We start from the raw sequence: 22,329 nt of genomic DNA on the forward strand, positions 1-22,329 counted from the left end.
TTCCTCCTAAATTTTAAAACAATTTCCCAGAAAAGATGAAAAAGCCAAATGTTACAAAATGGAATGTAACGATAATACTTAATAGTGCCGTAAATTGATTTGACCATTTTGGCGGATGTTTTTTACGCCATTTTTCATAATAACCATAACCAATAAATAAAACTGCATGATATAAGCCATACAAAATATAATAAACTTCAATGCCATGCCAAATTCCCATTATTAAAAAGTTTAATGAAAAGGCAATATTAGACATCGTGAACTGACTTTTTAACAATCTCTTTTTCGACATAAAGAATAACGATCTCATATAAATACAATCTCTAAACCAGAATGACAATGACATATGCCATCTATTCCAAAAATCTTTAATATTCTTTGCTTTAAAGGGTTGTTTAAAGTTTTGCGGTGTTTGTATTCCATATAAATAACTAAAGGCCATAGCAAATAAAGAATAACCAGCAAAGTCAAAAAATAAATACAGACTATACGCATACATATAAAGCCATTTAGCAGTAAAACTATTAAAATCCAACAACAGTGGGTTTATAGCATAAACTTGAATTAAATAGGCAATGATATATTTATATAAAAATCCAAGCATAATATAATGAATTGCCTTATGTAATAATTCTTGATATTGGTCACTGGATGGAATCTTTGCTTCATCTTTAACAAATCGTTTATAACGATCTATCGGACCTGATGAAATGGTTGGAAAGAACGATATAAATTGAAATACTTTCGATACTTTAACTTCTTTAATCGAACCATCTCGTATTTCCATTAATAGTTGTACACTTTTGAACGTGACGTATGAAATACCTAAAAAACCAATAAATTCAATAACTTTATTTTCATGTAATTTCAATTGTGCTGCACCAAACCACGAGCTTTGCATGACTTTGACAACCACTAACGGCAATATCGATAAAACAATAACGACAAAAAATTTACTGAATGTATTATTTTTTTCACGTGATTTCCAGTAAAACATGATAATGGCTACTTGCCAGAGAATGTATAAGATAAAATTAATTAACTGTACACTTAAAAATGATAGTCCAAAAAGATTGTGTTTTTCTGAAGAAAAAATGACAACAATCATCACCATGGTACTGATACCATTATAAATTCGACTTCTCTTGCCAACTAACCCCATGATAATGACAGGTAATAGTACAATGAACGCTATGAGAAAAAATGTAAATGTGCCATATGGAATCATGCTTGTATATCCTCAGCGATTTGTTTTCTATCTAGTTTTCCATTTGCCGTTAATGGAAATTTATCTTTAAATATTATTTTTTTAGGAATCATATAATCTGGAATTGATTTTTTAAGCGCTTGTTTAATGTTATGTATCATAGCTTGTTCAGCATCGATATCTACTTCCTCATTTAAAATGACTACACCTTGCAATTGCACAACTTTACTATTTTTATAAATTGGAACAACAACCGCTTCTTTTATTACATTAACCTGTCGTAATTGAAATTCAATCTCTTCTAATTCCATACGGTAACCATTAAGTTTAACTTGAAAATCTATGCGACCATTGATAAACCATTGCTCATGCTTCTTCGTCGCTTTGTCACCTGTGTAATAACTTGGCTGTCCATTGGATGTTTTAAATACCGCCTTAGTGCGCATTTCATCTTTAACGTATCCAGCACTCACACATTGACCAGTTATCACTAACTCGTCATTCTCAGCTAAAGACAATATTGTGCCTGGTCTCGGTACGCCAACAGGTAATGGATTATATTGATTTATGATATCTTCAGTAATCCGTATGCTTGTAACTGCAACCGTTGCTTCAGTAGGCCCGTATGTATTGTAAATATACGCAGATGGGAATCGCTGTAATAACGTTTTTGCCGTTCTATGTGGCAAAATTTCACCACAGAAGAAAAATTCTTTCAAACTATCATATTGATTTTCTGAAAGATTTGGTAACATTAAACACATTTCCATAAATGAAGGCGTTGAGACCCATACATTAATGCGTGTTACTTCTAGCATTTGGTTTAATAGTTTAGGCTTATTAATCATTGCTTTGTCTACTAAATTTAACGTGCCTGCCGTAGCTAAACATGGATAAATCGCCATTACTGATAAATCAAATGAAAAAGGCGCTTGATTTAACCACTGTTGGTTTTCACCTAATTGATTGAGGTCGACCATCCACTGCGTAAACTGATTTAAACTATCATAACGAATTTGTACACCTTTAGGTTCACCTGTTGAACCAGAAGTAAAAATCGTATAAGCAATATTTTTATCTTCAATCAGCGCATTAAATTTAATAGATGTATCCATGTCATTAAATATATTCAAATCAAAAATATGATTATGTTTTATGTCTAATAAACTTTCTGTCGTATTTAAAATATAGTCAGGTTCTACTTTTTCAATAATAGAACTAATTCGATCTTCAGGCATTGAAACATCTATGGGTACATAACCACAACCTGCTTTTAAACTTGCAAGCATCCCTACAATCATATAAGGCGACATATGTCCATATACGATCAATGGACTTTGACTGTCTTTTATTAATTCTGCTAGTCCATTCGTATATTGATTAAGTTCTCGATAATTGATTGTTTCATCATTATGTCTTATTGCAATTTGGTCGGGGTAATTCTTTTCATTTTCAATTAATGAATATACAATATCTTTCATAATTTTCTCCTCGATTAAAATTCATTATAAATAAAGTTATTATGCGTATCTCCAGAACCGTAAATTAAGTATAAGGCTATAAAAATAGCAAGATATAATAATGTTAATAACCATGGCTTCATTTTTTGATAGGTAGGTTTTTTATTCATTTCTTTACTCATCATCCACCTCTTTTATTATTTATACTATTATTTTTTTATTACATAATAATATTTTTTGATTGTAAGGCTATTTACAATATTTTAACATTTTACCAACTTATTATACATTTTTTATGATGGTCTGACAATCGAATAAAGTATTTTATATATAACAAAAATGTTAGATGGTTTAAAATATTAAAATGCTCAAAATACAATTATATTTAATGCACTTATAATCAGTGAAACTAAACGGTTTAAAAATCAGTTATCTTTATACATCAGTTTTTTGCTATCAAAAAAAGAGCCCGCAAACATCCATAGATGTTCGCAGACTCTTTTTAATTGGGACGTATGTATTGAAAGTCCCAATCCCTAAATACAAGATACTTTTTATTATTTTATTGGTGTTTTAGGATGTAAATTGTTTAATACTAATCGAATATTATCAACGCATAGTTGAATCATACGATTTCTTGTTATTACAGACGCACTACCAATATGAGGTACAATCACGGCATTAGCCATCGCTAAGAGTGGATGTTTCATATCTATCGGTTCTTCACGTAGAACATCTAAACCACAAGCTGCGATGTCACCATTTTCTAAAGCAGCGATTAGTGCTTGTTCATCGACAACTGCGCCGCGTCCTATGTTGATAAAAATCGCATCGTTTTTCATTTTTTTAAATGCTGTAGCATTAAATTTATTTTGAGTTTCCTTTGTGAGTGGTGCTGTACATATTATAAAATCGCTATGTTCTAATAATGTATCAAATGGTACATACAATGCCCCTAACTCTTTTTCGGCATCTTCATGTCTAGAGCGATTATGATACATGATTTTAGTATTAAAGCCCTTTAATCTTCTAGCAAAAGCTTTACCAATATCACCCATGCCATAAATACCCACATTCGCATTAATCAAGTCTTTGCCCGCAAACAAATATGGGCCCCAACTTTGCCACTCGCCATTTTGAACATATTTCTCAGCTTCTACAATTCGTCTTGCTACTGCCAACATTAATGTGAATCCTAATTCTGCAGTCGTTTCAGTTAAGACACTCGGTGTATTCGTTGCGATAATACCTTTATTATTTACGAGATCAATATCAATATTGTCAAAACCAACTGCCATATTTGCAATAATTTTCAGGTTAGGTGCTGCTTCCAGGGCTTCTTCATCTATTTTTTCACTCAAAGTTATAAAGCAAGCCGTTGCATCTTTGATGGCATCTAAAAATTGCGCTCTAGGCATCGGAATAAGTGACTCATCCCACATTTCTACTTGTCCAAGCGCTTCTAATTGTTCTATAAAAGGTTGCGGAATTTTTCGAGTAACAATGATTTTATCCATACGAACACTCCTATTTTTCAAGTTCTTTAATCACTTCATTTAAATCCTTAAAAGTATAAGTCGGTGGTACTGATTTTTTCTCTATTTCTTCTTTAGTTGTGACACCAGTTTGTACATGAATCGTGTCTATATCAACATTAATACCAGACATAATATCTGTATCATATAAATCTCCTACCATCGCTACATCTGAACGGTCTAAGTCTAAAATTTCTAAGGCTTTATTCATAATAATCGGCTCTGGTTTGCCAATAAATACGGGTTGGACACCTGTCGAAACTGACACGACACTTGTAATCGCTCCATTACCTGGTAAAAATCCTCTCTCTTTTGGTATAGAGACATCTTGGTTTGTTGAGATAAACTTAGCACCATTTCGCACACCTAACGTTGCAGTTGAAAGCTTTTCGTAGGTAACTTGCTCATCTAAACCAACCACTACGTAATCCACGAATTCATCGTCTTTGAGTACCAATCCTTGTGCAGTTAAAGCATTGGATAACCCGCTTCCACCTAACATGTATACAGTTGCTCCAGGTGATTCTTCTGCGATAAATTCTGCGGTTGCCAAAGCTGATGTAACAACTTCATCAGCTTGTGCGACAATACCCATTGTATTTAATTTTGATACTACTTCTTCTGGTTCTTTCGTTGAATTATTTGTCACGTATAAATGTGGAATATCTTGATTATTTAAGTAAGAAATAAATTTGGCTGCTCCATCAATTTCTTCATTCCCTTTATACATCGTTCCATCTAAATCGATTAAATACGCTTTATAATTTTTCATTATGACTTATTCTCCTTTTTTACCAAAAGCTGTGATTGGAACATTTTCATTTTTTAAAAACTGAATTACTTCATCAATATAACTTTGATAAAATGGCACTGCTTCATCAAAGATGGGTATCAATGTCGTCGTATTAAGTTCATCATAATAATGAACAAATTGCTTTCTTACATCAACGGTTTGATTAATTTGATGTTGTGTATCTTTAGATATCACTTTTTCTAACGCTAAAATATCTATAACATCCTTATAATTACCAGGATCTCTAAGTATAAAGCCGTCTATAATCATATTACCAATGTCTACCGCTGATTCAATAAACATTTGCGCAATACGTTCAAATGCATAATGATTATCTTTATGGCTAGGATAATCTTGAATTAATTGTTGTAAATAATTTAATTTAGTATTCAATTGTTCTTTATTAACAAAATACATTTTAGTCACCCCTATCCATCTCATCATACCATAACTTTGCAGACAAATTCATTTATGGTTATACTGTAAATCAAGACTTTTAGTAAGATCAAAATTGCTTTAAATAAGCTAATTTAAACTAAATACTTATATTGTTAGGAGCCTAAACATGATTGATATGTATCTATATGATGATGATGAATCTGCACAAGCCCAATTTGTTGGTTTTGTTGGTGAACACAGCCGTTATGATTTAATGCTAGTTCAAACCAACCGCCATTTTGGGAAAACAATCGTCCTTAATATGCAAACAAATAAATTTGGCATTATTGGCACAGATGACTTAGAAGAAGAAGGCTATATCGCACATATTCTTGGTGTGTCTGAAATCGAAGGTAACGAGATTACAGCATATTTAAATGAAGTCATTCAATAACATGATGCCATAGTACTTGCACTATGCCTCAAAATATTAATCAATAAAAACAAACCAAAAGCGTATAATCGCCTTTGGTTTGTTTTGTTAAAATGGAAATATCTATTCACTGTTTGCCAGCTTATATTATTTCTCTGATTGTTGGATACTGGGCTGAATTTTAACATCATGCAGTTTATCTTCTTCAAGTATCGCGTCACTTTCTGTTGTTTCGCTTTCATCTAACTGTGTCTTAATTTCACTTTCTGGAATACGTCTTAAAATAAAGTAAGGACAGCCAAAATTACAATACTCTAATAGATAATCTTGTATTGTTGAGAATCGTTTACTTAACTCTGCCTTTTTATTATTATCATTATAAAACCCTTTTAATCTCAATTGGTCATATCCAAAATCACCAACAATGAAATCATACTTATCCAAAATATCTGAGTATCTGTTGGCAAATGTTTCTTCTTCAAAACACGCTCTATATTCCTCTATTATCTCAAAGTATTGTCCATTTACTTTTATCATATCATTCACCTAATCTATGTCATTTCATAAACTCAATTATAAATAATAAAATATTAAAATGACTCACATATTTATATCATATTTCTAATAAAGACTTAGTTCATATAGTGCGATACACGCAATCATCTAAAATGAACTAAGCCTTATTTTAATTAGTTATTCGTATCTGTACCAATTTCATTACCAAGTTTTTCTTCTCCGATGCGGTGTCTTTCTTTTGCAGCTTCATTTACTTGTTCATCTGCATGATAAGAACTTCTTACAAGTGGACCAGCTTGGCAATGTTTAAAACCTTTATCCATTGCTACTTTTCTTAATTTACCAAATTCTAAAGGTGTGTAATATTTTTCAACTTTTAAGTGTTTACGTGAAGGTTGTAAATATTGACCTATTGTCAAAATATCCACATCATTAGCACGAAGGTCATCCATTGTTTCATAAATTTCCTCGTGTGTTTCACCTAATCCCACCATTAAACTTGATTTTGTAGGAATATCAGGTTGTAATTCTTTAGAACGTCTCAAGAACTCTAATGTACGATCGTAAGTCGCTCTAGCACGAACTCTCGGTGTCAAACGGCGAACTGTCTCGATGTTATGGTTTAAGATATCCGGTTTTGATGCCATTAATGTTTCTAATGCATCATAATCTCCGCCCATATCTGAAGGTAAGATTTCAATTGATGTAAATGGATTACGTTCACGTACTTTACGCACTGTTTCAGCGTATACATTTGAACCTGCATCTCTTAAATCATCACGCGCAACTGCAGTAATAACAACATGTTTTAAATTCATTAACTCTACAGATTCTGCCACGCGTTCTGGCTCATCTAAATCTAATTCGTTAGGTAAACCAGTCTTAACTGCACAGAAACGACAAGCTCGTGTACAAACTGCACCAAGAATCATAAATGTTGCAGTACGACGCTCACCCCAACACTCGTGTATATTAGGACACTTTGCTTCTTCACAAACTGTATGTAAATTCTTTTCGCGCATCATTTTCTTAAGACCAGTATAATTTTCGTTAGTATTTAGTTTTATTTTTAACCAATCTGGTTTACGTAAAATTTCTTCATTTTTAGTAGCCATAACATGACAATCCTCCCGATTTGAAATCTCTAATCATTATAACGAAATTTCCAACAAATTAAAACGTATTATTACAACAATTTAATATTCTAACAATTTTTCCTTGAAAATATCTCGTAAAAACTCTGGCATTAAGTAATCTATGGCTTGGTCTTTTAACATTGGGAAATATCTACCAAATGTATACATATCAACTGTTCCTAAGATATACGTGCCATCATTATCTATTTCTTCACCATTGATAAAATAACGTGATTCCGATTCGATAAATCCAAGGTTATATAAAATATAACCGCCAAAAATATCACCCCTAAAACCCAAACCTTGCGCATGTTCATTCAAATATTCTTGCTTTTGACTTTTAATAATTACTTGCTTTAATTCTTGACCACTTAATTTAATACGCACTGCGTTAATTGGATGCGGTAACATTTGATGAATATCATATTCTGTAATTTGATTACCATCAATTCCTTGTACAATTAAACCAGCATTAATAATCGTACAATCTGCATTCGTAAATTCAAACAAACTCTCTGCTAGCATATAAGATGTTTGTGAAATCATGTTCGTTCTTCTAGGTAATTGGATGGGATAATCTATGACAGCGTCACTAAGGAGTGCCTTGCCTTCCGCTTCAAAATGTGTTTCTACTTCAGGCAGCTTTTCTATAGGGTGAATCGTTGCTTCTTTATGCACTACAACATTATCTTCAATCTCTAAAGTAACCTCTCCTAAGAAATAACCATATTTACCTGCAGCTGCCATAAGCACGCCATGATTAAATTCACCATTTTCGAAATAATGATGCGTATGACTTCCTAAAATCAAATCAATTTCAGGTATTTCTTGACATAACTTTTCGTCAAAAAAGACCCCTACATGACTCATAATAATTAATAAATCATAAGCACCTTCATTAGCACTTATCTCGTCTTTAATTGCTTCTAATGGATTCGTCACAACCCAGTCTAGCGCTCTATAAAAAGGCGTAAATGGAGCTGTAGCAGCCACAAATAATATACGCACACCATCTATTACCTTAATAAATGATGAAGAGATATTATTTGGTAATTGACCGCGTTCATCAAAAACATTGGCACAAGTCACATCAAATTTTGCATTATCGTATAATGTGTTTAATGCATCATGAGATATCGTCATACCTTCGTTATTACCAATCGTAGCCAAATCACAATGTGCATCATTTAATAATTCAACATTTTTGATACCCATCGTTGCCTCAGTCACAGGCGCTGACAAATCAACGTGATCACCTATATCTAAGTAGAGCGAGGGATGATTCAATTTAGGTCTCTCTTGAGCTAAATACTCAGTGATACGTGCGTATTCATGTAGATGACTGTGTATATCATTCGTATGATAAATTGTTAATTTCATCTATGTTTTCCCTCCTCTTATTTTATAAAAATGATTTAATGATTAGATATATACCCATTATGAGCATGACTGCACGCAATAATGTAACGACAGTATTCGATTGAATGGATCGATTAATTTTGACACCTAATTTAGCACCAAAATAACTTGCTATAATTAAGATGATTGCATAACCCCAGGCTACGTGACCTTGTACGATATGACCTGCTGAACTGACAACACTTGAAAAGAAAATCATCATCATACTCGTACCTACCGCAACATGCGGTGGGAATCTAAATACAATGAGCATTAGTGGTGTCATTAAAGCACCGCCACCAATACCAAAGAGTCCTGTTAAAATACCAATAAATAATGTAGCCACAAATGCAACCAATGGTGGTACGTGATAGTGATATGTTTCCCCATGACCATCCACATAGGTTTTTTCATATTGTGGTTTCGCAAATACTTTTAAAGGCTTAATTTTATTTCTCACCATCAATAGGATGGCAACTAAGATTAAAAATATACCAAAATATAAATTAAATGATTCTAATGTCAGATAACGACTTATGATTGAACCAATTAATGAACCTGGTAGTAAGCCAAATAAAAATATCGATCCATTCTTAACATCAACTTGTTTTGTCTTAAGATAACCAAGTGTGGAAGATAAGCCGGTTACAATTAATATAACAGAAGATGTTCCGATAGCAATTTGAGGTGTTATGCCGTGTAACAAATCATTATCCACACCTAAGTATACAATTGTCGGAACTATTATTATGCCGCCACCAATACCTACTAAAGAGCCTATGACCGCTGACAAACCACCAATTAAAATCAATAATATAATTGTTAACATCTTATCGCTCCTAGAATAATTTTAATTGCTGTGGTGCTAATCCTTCGTAATCTATGCTCAACAAGCGTTGGTATGTTTTAGCATTTTGTGCTGCATGACCACCAGAATTATTATTAAATACAACATAAATTTTTTTGGCTTTATGTTCTAATACTTTAACTTTATTCACTAAATCTTGTAGTTCAGATTCACTGTAATCATATAGATATCTCACGTCGCGCCATGCCTCGTCGGTCATGTCCTTTTTCGTCCACCCGTGAACATTCCGACCATGATAACGTACAAATGCTTTTTCATGCGTGATTCTATTGACGAGCGGTATAGACCCTTGACCTGCTTGTGGTTCATCACAAACAGCATGGATGATGCGTTGTTGCGTTAAAAACGCCAATGTTTCTTCTTTAAATTGATCATTAAACCACGATTGATGCCTAAACTCGACACATATCGGAAAGTCTTTTAATTGTTCTCGCACGTATCTTATATATGTAATATTCGGTACGGTACAATCAAACCATGGTGGAAATTGAACTAATATCATAGCGAGTTTACTTTCATCTATTAGCGGTTGTAACATATCCTTAAATTGATCAAAAAGGCTTTGTCTTGTTTCTGCATAATCATGAAAATCAGCATGAAGTGTTAGTGCTTGATGTATTTTAACAATAAATTCAAAGCGTTCTGGTGTTTCTTTAATCCACTTTCTTATATTCCTTTCAGGTTGTATGGCATAATAAGTTGCATCAAGTTCCACTATTGGAAAGTGACTTGCGTATGTAATTAATTTATCTGTTTTTCGTTGCAAATCCTCATATAATGTATCGTGGTCGCCCCAACCTGTTAATCCAATATTTATCATATCTATCACCAAATTAATGATACCACAGATGATTTATGATATTCACTTGATTAAATTCAATTTACGATAACTTTAAAAAACTAAAGATTTTTATTTCAAATGATTTACTATGTATCATAAAAAATGAGACTAGCAACTTAATAATTCATTAAGCCTTCTAGTCTCGTCTTTGATAATTTTTCATATATGGCGTTGCAGTTATCGATTCATTATTTCATTTGCTTGTTTAACCACATTTTCTATTAGTGCCCAAGCCGACATATGTTGTACAAGCCTTGGACTTTGACCACTCCATAAATGTGTCCACTGCGCATTACCTTTATTTGCGGCTTCTTTGCGCAATGCATTTGTCAGTTGATTTTGTATCGGATAATCTGGAATTTCATCATCATATTCATTCATTTTATGAATAAATTCATTATCTATGCCTCTTGCTGGTTTACCAGTAATAACATTAGTGACAACTGTATCCGTTTCTTTACTTTGACTAATTGCATGCTTATATAGTTGACTTGCACCACTTTCATCTGATGTTAAAAATGCTGTGCCCATTTGAACACCTTCTGCGCCTAATACCATACTAGCCACTAATCCTCTACCATCCATAATCCCGCCTGCTGCTACGACTGGGATATTGATTTGATCAACCATTTGAGGAACTAAAGACATGGTGCCAATAAGCGGTGTAAGTTGGCTTGCAGTTTCAGAAAACGCGCCTCTATGACCACCTGCTTCACTACCTTGCGCAATGACCATATCCATTCCTGCAGATTCATTGGCTATTGCCTCTTCAACACTTGTTGCTGTGCCAATTAATTTAATATGACGTTCTTTTAATTTTTCAATAACTGTTTGTTCCGGAATACCAAATGTAAATGAAACCGCAGGCACACCTTTTTCAATAACTAGGTCAATCGCATCTTCAAATTGCTGTTTTTCAGTCATATTGATTACAGGCTCTTCTATATTAAATGCACGTCTATAGGGCTTTAACCATGCATTCATATGTTCCACTTTTTCAGGGATGTATAATTTATCACTTGGTACGAATAAATTGACTGCATAAGGTAAATCCGTTAATTCTTGAACATAAGTAATTTCTTGTTCTAATCTATCTGATCTAAAATATCCAGCTCCAATTGTACCTAATCCACCAGCATTACTCACAGTTGCAACTAATTCAGGTGTCGTTGAACCAGCCATGCCCGCTTGAATAATTGGATATTTTACATTCAATAACCCAGTAACTCTTGTAGATAATTTCATACCAACATACTCCTTTAATACACGTCTAAGGCAAGTCGAGACGCAGACTACCTTATCCGTTTTGATTTGATCAGCAACCAACTCAAATTCACACTAGATAGATACTTCCTCAAAAACTATTTTTCACTATATGCTTTTTTCTGTAATTCTAATTTTTCCTTTTCTTCTTCGTCCATTTCATCTTCAATTTCCATTCCGAGCATCTCTTCAATCAGATCTTCATGAGAAACAATCGCATCGGTGCCACCATATTCATCTAACACAATCGCTAAATGCTTTCTTGAAACTGTCATTTTTCTTAACACCCACTCGGCTCTATTGTGCTCATTCACAAATAAAGGTTCAGATGTATAGTTTAAAATATCATTATCTGGTTCACGACTCCATGCAAGTAAGTATTTAGAATGGAAAATACCTATCACATCATCTATATCTTCATCATAGACTGGATATCTAGTGTAAGGCTTTGATACGACTGTCTCATATGCATCTTCGTATGAAACATCTGATGGAAAAGCTGTAACATTGATGCGTGGTGTTGTATCTATATCTGTAATCTTTAATTGCTCAAAATCCATGACACCTTGTATGCGATTTCGTTCTATTTCATTAAACGCACCTTCACTGCCTGCAATCGTCACCATCTGTCTAATTTCTTCTTTAGAAAAGCGCTTTGTCTCATCTGTACCATTTGATAGTGCTTTATTTATCAAATCTGTTAATGCATTTAATATCTTAGTGATTGGTTTAAAAATAAATACAAAAAATGAAATTGGTGTATAAATCAAACGCGACATTCTGTCAGGATAAGTGGCAGCGATAGATTTGGGTATAACTTCCGAAATAATGATAATTGCTATCGTAGTTACTGCTGTAGCTAACCCAACATTAATCCCCATATCAACTGCAAGAATTGTTACAAGTGTCGGTAAAATAATATTTGCAATATTATTACCTATTAAAATCGTAGTTATAAATTCGCTCGGTTTACTTAATAACTTTGCGAGTTTTCCGGCTTTTTTGTTTCCGTGTTGTGCATCTGTTTGTATCTTCATCCTGTTTGCAGCAGTTAAAGCTGTTTCACTTCCTGAAAAGAAAAATGAAGCAAACAAAAGTATGATTATAGCAATAATCATCAGTGCAAGACTCCTTTAGCAATCATTATTAAAAAACTTTATATTTTGATATTTTATTCCCTAATCCTATATATGATAAACACGCTTCCACTTGATAAATTAAATGATATAGCATATATCTAAAACCGAAATAAAGTTTATACGGTGTAGCTTCACTTTTTCATCATCCTCATGTTAAAGTACTTTATCACCATAATTTGCTCTACAAATTTAAATAACAGACAAGAGTATTTCTATGGCCAAAGTTCAATAATGCCAAAGTTGTGGTATGCCACTTGATAAAAAAACACCAGTTGGTACAGAAAGTGATGGTATTTTATCGAAAAAATACTGTCTTCATTGTTACCAAGATGGTGCTTTTACAATGAACCTAGATTTTGATGCAATGTACGCATATAACCTGAAAAGATTCCAATAATCCGATATGAATAAAGTTCAAAAATTCTTTTTAAACAAAATGTACACAAAAAAATTCATGGCAAAATTAGATCGTTGGCGTAAATGACACTAAGTTTATACACTATGTAATATGGCAAGCAATGTATATGATTACTTCCAACATTGAACCTGTATGTTTACACTGAAATCATATCAAAAAAACACGAGTATACACTATAGTTAAAGTATCACTTGATGCACACTTTAACCATAGGTATTACTCGTGTTTTATTATTTTATAAAAGAAAGTTAGAGATTAGAAAATCTTAACCAATACTTCCTTCCATTTCGAATTTAATTAAACGGTTCATTTCAACAGCATATTCCATTGGAAGTTCTTTCGTGAATGGTTCAATGAAGCCCATTACGATCATTTCTGTAGCTTCTTCTTCAGAAATACCACGACTCATCAAGTAGAATAATTGTTCTTCAGAAACTTTTGAAACTTTCGCTTCATGCTCTAAAGAAATATTATCATTGAATACTTCATTATAAGGAATTGTATCTGAAGTTGACTCATTATCTAAAATTAAAGTATCACATTCGATGTTTGAACGCGCACCTTTCGCTTTACGACCAAAATGAACGATACCACGATAAACAACTTTACCGCCATCTTTAGAAATAGATTTAGAGACAATCGTTGAAGAAGTATTAGGTGCTTTATGAATCATTTTAGCGCCTGCATCTTGAACTTGTCCTTTACCAGCAAATGCAATCGATAATGTGCTACCTTTAGCGCCTTCGCCCATTAGTACACAGTTTGGATATTTCATAGTTAATTTAGAACCTAAGTTACCATCAACCCATTCCATGTTACCATTTTCGTATACTAATGTACGTTTCGTTACTAAGTTATAAACATTGTTTGCCCAGTTTTGGATTGTTGTATAACGCACGTGTGCATCTTTATGAACAATAATTTCAACAACAGCTGAGTGTAATGAGCTTGTTGAGTAAACAGGGGCAGTACAACCTTCAACATAGTTCACTGAAGCACCTTCATCTGCAATGATTAAAGTACGTTCGAATTGTCCCATATTTTCTGAGTTAATACGGAAATAAGCTTGTAATGGTGTATCTAATTTAATATTTTTAGGTACGTAGATGAATGAACCACCTGACCATACAGCTGAGTTTAACGCTGAGAATTTGTTATCTGCAGCTGGCACAACCGTTGAGAAATACTGCTTAAATAACTCTTCGTTTTCTCTTAAAGCACTGTCTGTATCTTTAAAGATAATGCCTTTATCTTCAAGTTCTTTTTCCATATTATGGTAAACAACTTCTGACTCATATTGTGCTGAAACACCAGCAAGATATTTTTGCTCTGCTTCTGGAATACCAAGTTTATCAAATGTACGTTTGATTTCTTCTGGCACTTCATCCCAAGAACGTTCAGTGTTCTCTGATGGCTTAACATAGTAAGTGATATCATCAAAATCCAATTCTGATAAATCCCCACCCCATTGTGGCATAGGCATTTTATAAAATTGTTTTAATGATTTCAATCTATAATTTAGCATCCATTCTGGTTCTTCTTTCATATTTGAAATTTCACGGACAATATTTTCCGTCAAACCGCGTTCTGATCTAAAAATGGAAACATCTTCATCGTGGAAACCATATTGATAATTCCCAACATCAGGTGCTTTTTTAGCCATTTAAATCACTCCTTTTATATATTAAAAAACGACTAACGTGCTAATTGATTTGTCTGTTATTTGCATTTTTTACTTTATCTCATAGAGACTGTTATTCTATCTATACATATTCACGTTTATTTATCTTGTTGTTCTTTCCAGTTTGAATGGAATTTTACACAATGTCAACGTATCAATTCGAATGAATCTTTACTCTTCTGTATTGCCTTCCTTTTCAACTGTACCCTTTTCAAGTGCTTTCCAAGCTAATGTGGCACATTTAATTCTTGCTGGAAATTGCGCAACACCTTGTAACGCTTCAATGTCGCCCATATCTTCGCTAATTTCATATTCTTCACCAAGCATCATTTTTGAAAATTCTTGGCTCATTTTCATAGCGTCAGCCAATGTGTGACCTTTGACCGCTTCTGTCATCATAGAAGCGCTCGACATAGAAATAGAACAACCTTCACCATCAAATTTAGCATCTTTAATGAAACCATCTTCGATGTCAAACGTTAGATGAATGCGATCCCCACAAGTTGGATTGTTCATGTCTACCGTCATAGAACCATTGTCTAAAGTACCTTTATTTCTAGGACTTTTATAATGATCCATTATAACTGAACGATACAACTGATTTAAATTATTAAAATTCATATGAGAAAAACTCCTTCGTTTGTTTCAATGCTTCAACGAATTGGTCAATATCTTCTTTCGTGTTATAAATGTAAAAACTTGCACGCGCTGTAGAAGATTGATTTAACCATTTCATAAGTGGTTGTGCACAATGATGCCCTGCTCTTACTGCTACGCCTTCAGTATCTACTGCAGTCGCAACGTCATGTGCATGAACATCAACCATATTAAAAGTAATGACACCTGCACGTTTGTCTTTGGCAGGTCCATAAATTTCAATACCATCTACTTCTGACATTTTATCATAAGCGTATGCAGTTAATTCTGATTCATGTTGATGAATCGCTTCGAAGCCAATATTTTGTAAATATCTAATTGCTTCGGCCAAACCAATTGCCTGTGCAATTAATGGTGTACCAGCTTCAAATTTAGTCGGTAAATCTGCCCATGAAGCATCGTACTTACTTACAAAATCTATCATGTCACCGCCGAATTCGGTAGGCTCCATTTTATTAAGTAGCGTACGTTTACCATACAGAACACCAATACCTGTTGGCCCTAGCATTTTATGGCCACTAAAGCTATAGAAATCGACATCTAACGCTTGCATATCTAGTGCCATATGAGGCGCAGCTTGTGCACCATCAACACTGATAATTGCACCGTGTTGGTGTGCGATTTCAGTAATTGCTTTAATATCATTAATCGTACCTAAGACATTAGAAACATGTGCAATCGCAACAATTTTAGTATTATCATTGATTGTTGCCTTAACATCTTCTAACGCTAATTGCCCATCTTCAGTCATTGGTATAAATTTCAAATGTGCATTTTTACGTTTAGCTAATTGTTGCCACGGCACAATATTTGCATGATGTTCCATTTCAGTAACAACAATCTCATCACCTTCAGAAACATGTGCGTCACCATAACTATGTGCAACAATATTAATAGAAGCCGTTGTACCTCTTGTAAAAATGACTTCCTCAAAATATTTAGCATTAATGAAACGTCTGACCGTTTCACGTGCACTCTCGTAACCATCTGTTGCTAATGAACCAAGTGTGTGAACACCACGATGCACATTTGAGTTATAACGTTTGTAATAATCCGCCATAACATCAATCACTTGAACAGGCGTTTGGCTAGTGGCCGTTGTATCTAAATACGCTAATCTTTTGCCATTCACTTGTTGGTTGAGAATCGGAAAATCTTTTATAATTTCAGTAACATTTAATGTATCAGTCAAATTATTCACAGGCCTTCCTTAATTAAGAATCAATAATCAGACCTTAGTAAAGGTTCAATCATAACTTGTAAAACGTATTTAATAACCATTTACATACGTTCAAATTTTGACATCACAATTTAATTACTACTGTCCTTGACTACATTTATTTTTGTTAATTATTTGTTTACTTTAAGTTCAATTACTTCACGTAATTGGCGTTTTACATCTTCGATAGGTAATTCACGTACTACTGGATCTAAGAAGCCGTGAATAACTAAACGTTCAGCTTCTTGACGAGAAATACCACGACTCATTAAGTAATAAAGTTGTTCTGGGTCTACACGACCAACAGAAGCTGCATGTCCAGCCTCTACATCGTCTTCATCAATTAATAAGATTGGGTTAGCATCTCCTCGAGCATTTTCAGATAGCATTAATACACGAGATTCTTGGTTTGCATTTGATTTCGTACCACCATGTTTAATATAACCAATACCATTAAATACAGTTGAAGCACTTTCAAGCATAACACCGTGTTTTAAAATATAACCAATCGTTTCTTTACCATATTGAACAATTTTAGAAGTTAAATTGATTTTTTGACTTCCAGTTCCAACTACCACGGACTTCAATTCACTTTCAGAACGATCACCGATTAAGTTAGTTGTATTATCAATAATTTGACTACCTTCATTCATTAGACCTAAAGCCCAATTAATCTTCGCATCAGCATCTGCTGTACCACGACGAATGATATGACCCGTAAAGCCTTTATCTAAATAATCAACTGATCCGTAAGTGATTTTTGAGTTAGCACCAGCAATTACTTCTGAAATAATGTTTAGTTGATTGCCTTCACCGTCTGCATTTGATAAATAGTTTTCTACGTATGTTACTTCTGCACTTTCTTCAGCAGCAATAATAACATGATTGTAAAAACTTGCTTGGTTGTCATCATGTAACACAACATATTGAATAGGGTGCTCCACGACAACGTTTTTAGGTACGTAAACAAACATACCACCGTTTAATAACGCTGTGTGTAACGCAGTCAATCTATGCTCATCTACAACTACTGCTTCTTTCATGAAATATTGTTTCACTAAATCTGGGTGATTTACTAACGCATCTGCTAAGCCTTCTACAATGACACCGTCATTTTTTGCAGAGTCAGAAACTTTAGAAAAAGCAAGTGTATTATTATGTTGGATAATTAAATTTTCTGAGTTCTCAATATCAATAATCTCTTTAACAGCTTCTGGCAATGCTTCTAATGATTGATATACATCGCCTGTCGTTTCATGTTGTTTAAATGAGTCAAAATCCCATCTATTAATTTTTGTTTTATCTGGTTTTGGCATTTCTAAAGTTTCAGTTAATTTCAACGCTTCTTTACGTAATTCTGTTAACCAAGCTGGCTCATTATGGGCTTGTGAATACTCAACAAGTTGCGCTTCAGAAATGTTCAAAGTTTCAGTCGTCATACTATTTTCCTCCCATTTGATGATTATATGATTTAATTCATCGGCTTAAATCAAGACCTTAAATCTTCATCTAAATTAATATATTTAATATGAGTTGAGACTTATTCTGCAGCACCGAACTCTTCTTTAACCCATTCGTAACCTTCTTCTTCAAGGCGTTTCGCTAATTCAGGACCGCCTGAAGTAACTACTTTACCACCATACATTACATGAACGTGATCAGGTGTGATGTAGTTTAATAGACGTTGATAGTGCGTAATGATTAATGAACCGAACTCTTTACCACGCATTTGGTTGATACCTTTAGAAACAACTTTTAGCGCATCGATATCTAAACCAGAGTCAATTTCATCTAAAATAGCAAATTTAGGTTCTAACATCATTAATTGTAAAATCTCATTACGTTTTTTCTCTCCGCCTGAGAAACCTTCATTTAAATAACGTTGAGCCATATCTTGATCTATATCTAAATAGTCCATTTCTTTATCAAGTTTCTTAATGAATTGCATTAAGTTAATTTCTTCGCCTTCTTCACGCTTTGCATTAATTGCTGAACGCATGAAATCTGCATTAGTTACACCAGTGATTTCTGATGGATATTGCATTGCTAAGAAAAGACCTGCTTTCGCACGTTCGTCAACTTCTAATTCTAAGATGTTGACGCCATCTAAGATAACTTCCCCTTGAGTTACTTCAAAGCTAGGGTGTCCCATGATTGCAGATGATAATGTTGATTTACCCGTACCATTTGGCCCCATAATTGCGTGTATTTCACCAGTGTTAATTGTTAAGTTAACACCTTTTAAGATTTCTTTATCTTCTATAGACACATGTAGGTCTTTAATTTCTAATGTTGATGGCATACATATTCCCTCCGTATTATATGATATGTTTTCCTATCTAGTTTATAATAATTTTAATCTACAGTCAAAAGACTGAGCCCTTGTTACATCATCTCATTATAACGTAGTTATAGGTGAATATAAACCTTTTCAAGTGCTAAATTAAAATCGTTATTAAAACACAATCATTTTCGATAATAATAGTAAGTATTTCTTAACTGATAAAAAACGATATCATGTTCTCAATGGTAATTTTCCGCAATATAATCAAAAATATATTTTTTACATCCTTTTTATTTTACGTGTTTCATTATTGTAATAGGCCATATTATGCTATTATCATTAATACATTTTATTTAAGAAAGGAATTGAATATGTCAAAAATCAAATGGTCAAATCTTTGGAAAGGTTTTGCGATGGGAACGACAGATCTCGTACCTGGTGTTAGTGGCGGTACAATCGCGCTCTTACTGGGTATATACGATGATTTTATACGTTCTATCAGTGGTCTTTTTTCAAAACGTTTTTGGGAAAGTTTAAAGTTTTTACTGCCTATCGGTATCGGCATGGTAGTTGCAATCGGTTTACTTAGTAAACTAATCAACTATTTACTTAATACGCATACTGTTCCAACAATGTTCTTTTTTGTAGGTTTAATTGGTGGTATCATCCCCTATTTATTGAAAACTTCTCGTTTTAAACACACTTTTACAACACCGCATTATTTATTATTAGTTGTAGGCATTATCATCATAGTAATGATGACTGTGATGAATAGTGGTGATAAGCATGCGGGAGAAACACTATCACTTTCAACAGGACTTATATTAAAATATTTTATTGCTGGCGCATGTGCTTCTAGTGCAATGTTATTACCAGGCATTTCAGGTTCATTTATGTTACTCGTATTCGGTGTTTACGGTACAATCATGTATGCTATTTCTGAATTTGTTTCACTTAACTTTGCAGCTTTACCTATTTTAATTACTGTCGGTTGTGGCGTATTATTCGGATTCTTGTGTTCTAGTAAATTAATCCAATATTTATTGTCTTATTATACTTATTTAACATACGCATTAATCATAGGATTTGTAATCGGTTCACTATATGCTGTATTCCCCGGTTTACCAAGTACAATAATGATTTGGATTATATCAATCGTTACACTGTTATTAGGTTTTGTGATCAGTTATAGATTAGGTAGGGTGACCGCCGATTAACCGTTTCAACCTAAATTATAATCATGCTTCAAAAAATCACTCAGTGTAATACGTTACACTAGCCATGAATTCTTAATTTTTATATAATAGAATATCAATCGGTATAGATTGAATAACAAATCAATGGAGGAATTAATTAATTTTTGGGAACCCTTATTAGTTTAATCACATTTATAGTATTACTTGCATTAACTGCATTCTTTGTTGCGACAGAATTCGCAATCGTCAAAGTACGTTCATCTCGTATCAATTCACTTGCTAGTGGAAATAATAAAAATGCGATTGCCGCTAAAAAAGTCGTAACGCATTTAGATGAATACCTAGCTGCTTGTCAATTAGGTATCACAATTACCGCTCTAGGAATAGGTATGGTCGGTGAATCCACTTTCGAATTTTTATTACATCCCTTATTTAGTAGTATTGGACTTTCTGAAACAATGATCCATATATTCACCTTAATCAGTGCTTTTGTTATTGCGACTTACTTACACGTTGTTGTTGGAGAAATGGCACCTAAGACCATTGCAATTCAAAAAGCTGAACAAATCACATTAATCATTGCCAAACCAATCATTATGTTTTACAAAATATTTTATCCATTTATATATATCCTTAACGGTTCGGCGCGTTTAATTTTAAAAATGTTCGGCATGCAACCTGCTAAAGAAAGTGAATTGTATCATTCAGAAGAAGAGTTAAAGCTATTAATTAAAGAAAGTCACGAAGGTGGAGAGATCTCTGAAAACGAATTAACTCATATTAATCGTGCCTTCGCTTTTGATGAAATGAAAATAAAAGACGGTTATCTACCTTTAGAAAAAGTTTCTGTTATCGATATAAATAGCGATATAAATGAAACAAAATCTTATGTAAACAATGCAAACTATACTAGATTTCCGGTAATCAAAGATAATCCAACGAACATTGTTGGCTACATTCATTCAAAAGATTTATTAAATGACAGTGTCACTTCAGTTCAGGAAATCACACACGATATCCTTAAAATTAAATTGACTACAAAATATCATCAGGTACTTGAACAAATGAAATCGCAACAAATTCATATCGCCCTTGTTGAAGATGAAAATCAACAAGCTATAGGTATCATTACAATGGAAAACATTTTAGAAAATATCGTCGGCGATATTAAAGATGAACACGATTAACATAAAATAATAAAACATAGGCGCAATAGGCACATATCATAAGACGTGACCTATTGCGCTTTTTTGTAAATTTAATTCTATATGACAAAATAACTTATGCAGAGGAGCGATCAATATTCAATACATTAAACATTTGCCTGGAAAATGGAAGATTATTGCGTCAACGTTTAATATGTGGACTTCTGGCAAAAAAGCAAATCCTTCTATCTCTTATTCAATAATAGAAAAGGAACCATTAATATTGCTAGACAAAGTACAGTATCAAACAAAATACAAAACAAAATCTATCTTAGGTTATGATAAATTAAAGGACGATCAATTTACTTGGACAGGCAAAGGATTGTTACGATGTTTCTCTAGCAAGTGGCGTATTATTTATTTAGATTCCGATATACTTATTATTCAATTTTCTTCCACTTTAGTAACAAAAGCGGGTATGGACATGCTAATCAAAGAAGAAGATGCAGGCAAATTATATAAAAAACGATTAAAGCATCAACCGAACTCATTTAATTTAAGTAAAGACATTATACAAAGTTTCCAATGGTTAATTTGATTTAAAAATTGAAAAACTAAAGTGTTTTTAATTTGTATTTAAATTTTAGGAATTAATGAACATTACAGAGCAAAATTTAATATTAGTTTCCAAACATCAAATTTTTTGAAAGACATTAAAATTAAATTTAGCGATTCATTTGAACTTTTCTGTATCGCAAATAC

The 22,329-nt window shown here is 33.2% G+C and carries 22 protein-coding genes and 1 pseudogene; 5 read left to right on the forward strand and 18 right to left on the reverse strand.

The window, feature by feature from the left end:
• Positions 1 to 13: 13 nt before the first annotated feature.
• The 6 genes from dltB to M1D64_RS09815 form a co-directional block, all read right to left on the reverse strand.
• Positions 14 to 1,228: a D-alanyl-lipoteichoic acid biosynthesis protein DltB gene (gene dltB / locus M1D64_RS09790; protein WP_480977475.1), complete on the reverse strand. Its 1,215-nt coding sequence runs from the start codon at positions 1,226 to 1,228 to the stop codon at positions 14 to 16.
• A complete protein-coding gene (gene dltA, locus M1D64_RS09795; protein ID WP_115338621.1) occupies positions 1,225 to 2,688 on the reverse strand; it encodes a D-alanine--poly(phosphoribitol) ligase subunit DltA in 1,464 nt (487 codons plus the stop codon). Before dltA ends, dltB begins: the two co-directional genes overlap by 4 nt.
• A gap of 14 nt (positions 2,689 to 2,702) precedes the next feature.
• On the reverse strand, positions 2,703 to 2,849 hold the full coding sequence (locus M1D64_RS09800; protein ID WP_011303529.1) for a teichoic acid D-Ala incorporation-associated protein DltX: 147 nt from the start codon (positions 2,847 to 2,849) through the stop codon (positions 2,703 to 2,705).
• Positions 2,850 to 3,224: 375 nt separating this feature from the next.
• The gene (locus tag M1D64_RS09805; protein WP_002483822.1) at positions 3,225 to 4,184 is read right to left on the reverse strand and encodes a 2-hydroxyacid dehydrogenase; all 960 of its coding nucleotides are present in this window, start codon (positions 4,182 to 4,184) and stop codon (positions 3,225 to 3,227) included.
• Positions 4,185 to 4,194: 10 nt separating this feature from the next.
• Complete coding sequence (locus M1D64_RS09810) at positions 4,195 to 4,974, reverse strand: TIGR01457 family HAD-type hydrolase (RefSeq protein WP_041079612.1); 780 nt, start codon at positions 4,972 to 4,974, stop codon at positions 4,195 to 4,197.
• Between the two features lie 6 nt (positions 4,975 to 4,980).
• Entirely contained in the window at positions 4,981 to 5,412 is a 432-nt protein-coding gene (locus M1D64_RS09815; protein ID WP_002483824.1) for a DUF86 domain-containing protein, read from the reverse strand.
• A gap of 148 nt (positions 5,413 to 5,560) precedes the next feature.
• Between M1D64_RS09815 and M1D64_RS09820 the strand changes: the two genes are divergently transcribed.
• Positions 5,561 to 5,827, forward strand: coding sequence for a DUF3055 domain-containing protein (locus M1D64_RS09820; RefSeq protein WP_002483825.1), 267 nt, complete (start codon positions 5,561 to 5,563; stop codon positions 5,825 to 5,827).
• A gap of 126 nt (positions 5,828 to 5,953) precedes the next feature.
• On the opposite strand, the gene M1D64_RS09825 is transcribed toward M1D64_RS09820, so the two are convergent.
• The 7 genes from M1D64_RS09825 to M1D64_RS09855 form a co-directional block, all read right to left on the reverse strand.
• Entirely contained in the window at positions 5,954 to 6,343 is a 390-nt protein-coding gene (locus tag M1D64_RS09825; RefSeq protein ID WP_037538900.1) for a YutD family protein, read from the reverse strand.
• A 152-nt stretch (positions 6,344 to 6,495) separates the two neighbouring features.
• The gene (gene lipA / locus M1D64_RS09830) at positions 6,496 to 7,437 is read right to left on the reverse strand and encodes a lipoyl synthase (RefSeq protein ID WP_002483827.1); all 942 of its coding nucleotides are present in this window, start codon (positions 7,435 to 7,437) and stop codon (positions 6,496 to 6,498) included.
• An 81-nt stretch (positions 7,438 to 7,518) separates the two neighbouring features.
• Positions 7,519 to 8,838, reverse strand: coding sequence for a bifunctional metallophosphatase/5'-nucleotidase (locus M1D64_RS09835; protein ID WP_041079614.1), 1,320 nt, complete (start codon positions 8,836 to 8,838; stop codon positions 7,519 to 7,521).
• Between the two features lie 22 nt (positions 8,839 to 8,860).
• The gene (locus tag M1D64_RS09840) at positions 8,861 to 9,685 is read right to left on the reverse strand and encodes a sulfite exporter TauE/SafE family protein (RefSeq protein ID WP_011303534.1); all 825 of its coding nucleotides are present in this window, start codon (positions 9,683 to 9,685) and stop codon (positions 8,861 to 8,863) included.
• 10 nt (positions 9,686 to 9,695) lie between these two features.
• Positions 9,696 to 10,544 carry a DUF72 domain-containing protein gene (locus tag M1D64_RS09845; protein WP_480977476.1) on the reverse strand — a complete coding sequence of 283 codons (849 nt, stop codon included), beginning with the start codon at positions 10,542 to 10,544 and terminating at the stop codon, positions 9,696 to 9,698.
• Between the two features lie 198 nt (positions 10,545 to 10,742).
• Positions 10,743 to 11,810 (reverse strand): NAD(P)H-dependent flavin oxidoreductase, encoded by a 1,068-nt coding sequence (locus tag M1D64_RS09850; protein ID WP_041079618.1) that lies wholly within the window; start codon positions 11,808 to 11,810, stop codon positions 10,743 to 10,745.
• Between the two features lie 116 nt (positions 11,811 to 11,926).
• A complete protein-coding gene (locus M1D64_RS09855; protein ID WP_041079620.1) occupies positions 11,927 to 12,946 on the reverse strand; it encodes a hemolysin family protein in 1,020 nt (339 codons plus the stop codon).
• A 265-nt stretch (positions 12,947 to 13,211) separates the two neighbouring features.
• Between M1D64_RS09855 and M1D64_RS09860 the strand changes: the two are divergent.
• Positions 13,212 to 13,364, forward strand: a pseudogene (locus M1D64_RS09860) (zinc ribbon domain-containing protein); the annotation flags it as partial.
• 286 nt (positions 13,365 to 13,650) lie between these two features.
• Here the strand turns inward: M1D64_RS09860 and sufB are convergent.
• From sufB to sufC, 5 genes are all read right to left on the reverse strand, one after another.
• Entirely contained in the window at positions 13,651 to 15,048 is a 1,398-nt protein-coding gene (gene sufB, locus M1D64_RS09865; protein ID WP_002483834.1) for a Fe-S cluster assembly protein SufB, read from the reverse strand.
• Between the two features lie 189 nt (positions 15,049 to 15,237).
• A complete protein-coding gene (gene sufU, locus M1D64_RS09870; protein ID WP_011303539.1) occupies positions 15,238 to 15,687 on the reverse strand; it encodes a Fe-S cluster assembly sulfur transfer protein SufU in 450 nt (149 codons plus the stop codon).
• On the reverse strand, positions 15,677 to 16,915 hold the full coding sequence (locus tag M1D64_RS09875) for a cysteine desulfurase (RefSeq protein ID WP_037538939.1): 1,239 nt from the start codon (positions 16,913 to 16,915) through the stop codon (positions 15,677 to 15,679). The genes sufU and M1D64_RS09875 overlap by 11 nt, the downstream gene beginning before the upstream one ends.
• 158 nt (positions 16,916 to 17,073) lie before the next feature.
• A complete protein-coding gene (gene sufD, locus M1D64_RS09880; RefSeq protein WP_002483837.1) occupies positions 17,074 to 18,381 on the reverse strand; it encodes a Fe-S cluster assembly protein SufD in 1,308 nt (435 codons plus the stop codon).
• A gap of 101 nt (positions 18,382 to 18,482) precedes the next feature.
• Complete coding sequence (gene sufC / locus M1D64_RS09885; protein ID WP_002483838.1) at positions 18,483 to 19,244, reverse strand: Fe-S cluster assembly ATPase SufC; 762 nt, start codon at positions 19,242 to 19,244, stop codon at positions 18,483 to 18,485.
• A 353-nt stretch (positions 19,245 to 19,597) separates the two neighbouring features.
• On the opposite strand from sufC, the gene popT reads away from it, so the two are divergent.
• From popT to M1D64_RS09900, 3 genes are all read left to right on the forward strand, one after another.
• Complete coding sequence (gene popT / locus M1D64_RS09890; RefSeq protein ID WP_037538904.1) at positions 19,598 to 20,443, forward strand: polyprenyl-phosphate transporter PopT; 846 nt, start codon at positions 19,598 to 19,600, stop codon at positions 20,441 to 20,443.
• Positions 20,444 to 20,586: 143 nt separating this feature from the next.
• Positions 20,587 to 21,609 (forward strand): hemolysin family protein, encoded by a 1,023-nt coding sequence (locus M1D64_RS09895; RefSeq protein ID WP_002483840.1) that lies wholly within the window; start codon positions 20,587 to 20,589, stop codon positions 21,607 to 21,609.
• Positions 21,610 to 21,742: 133 nt separating this feature from the next.
• Entirely contained in the window at positions 21,743 to 22,165 is a 423-nt protein-coding gene (locus tag M1D64_RS09900) for a hypothetical protein (protein ID WP_052463669.1), read from the forward strand.
• Positions 22,166 to 22,329: the final 164 nt, after the last annotated feature.

The organism is Staphylococcus sp. Z5-21 (genome assembly GCF_056529615.1).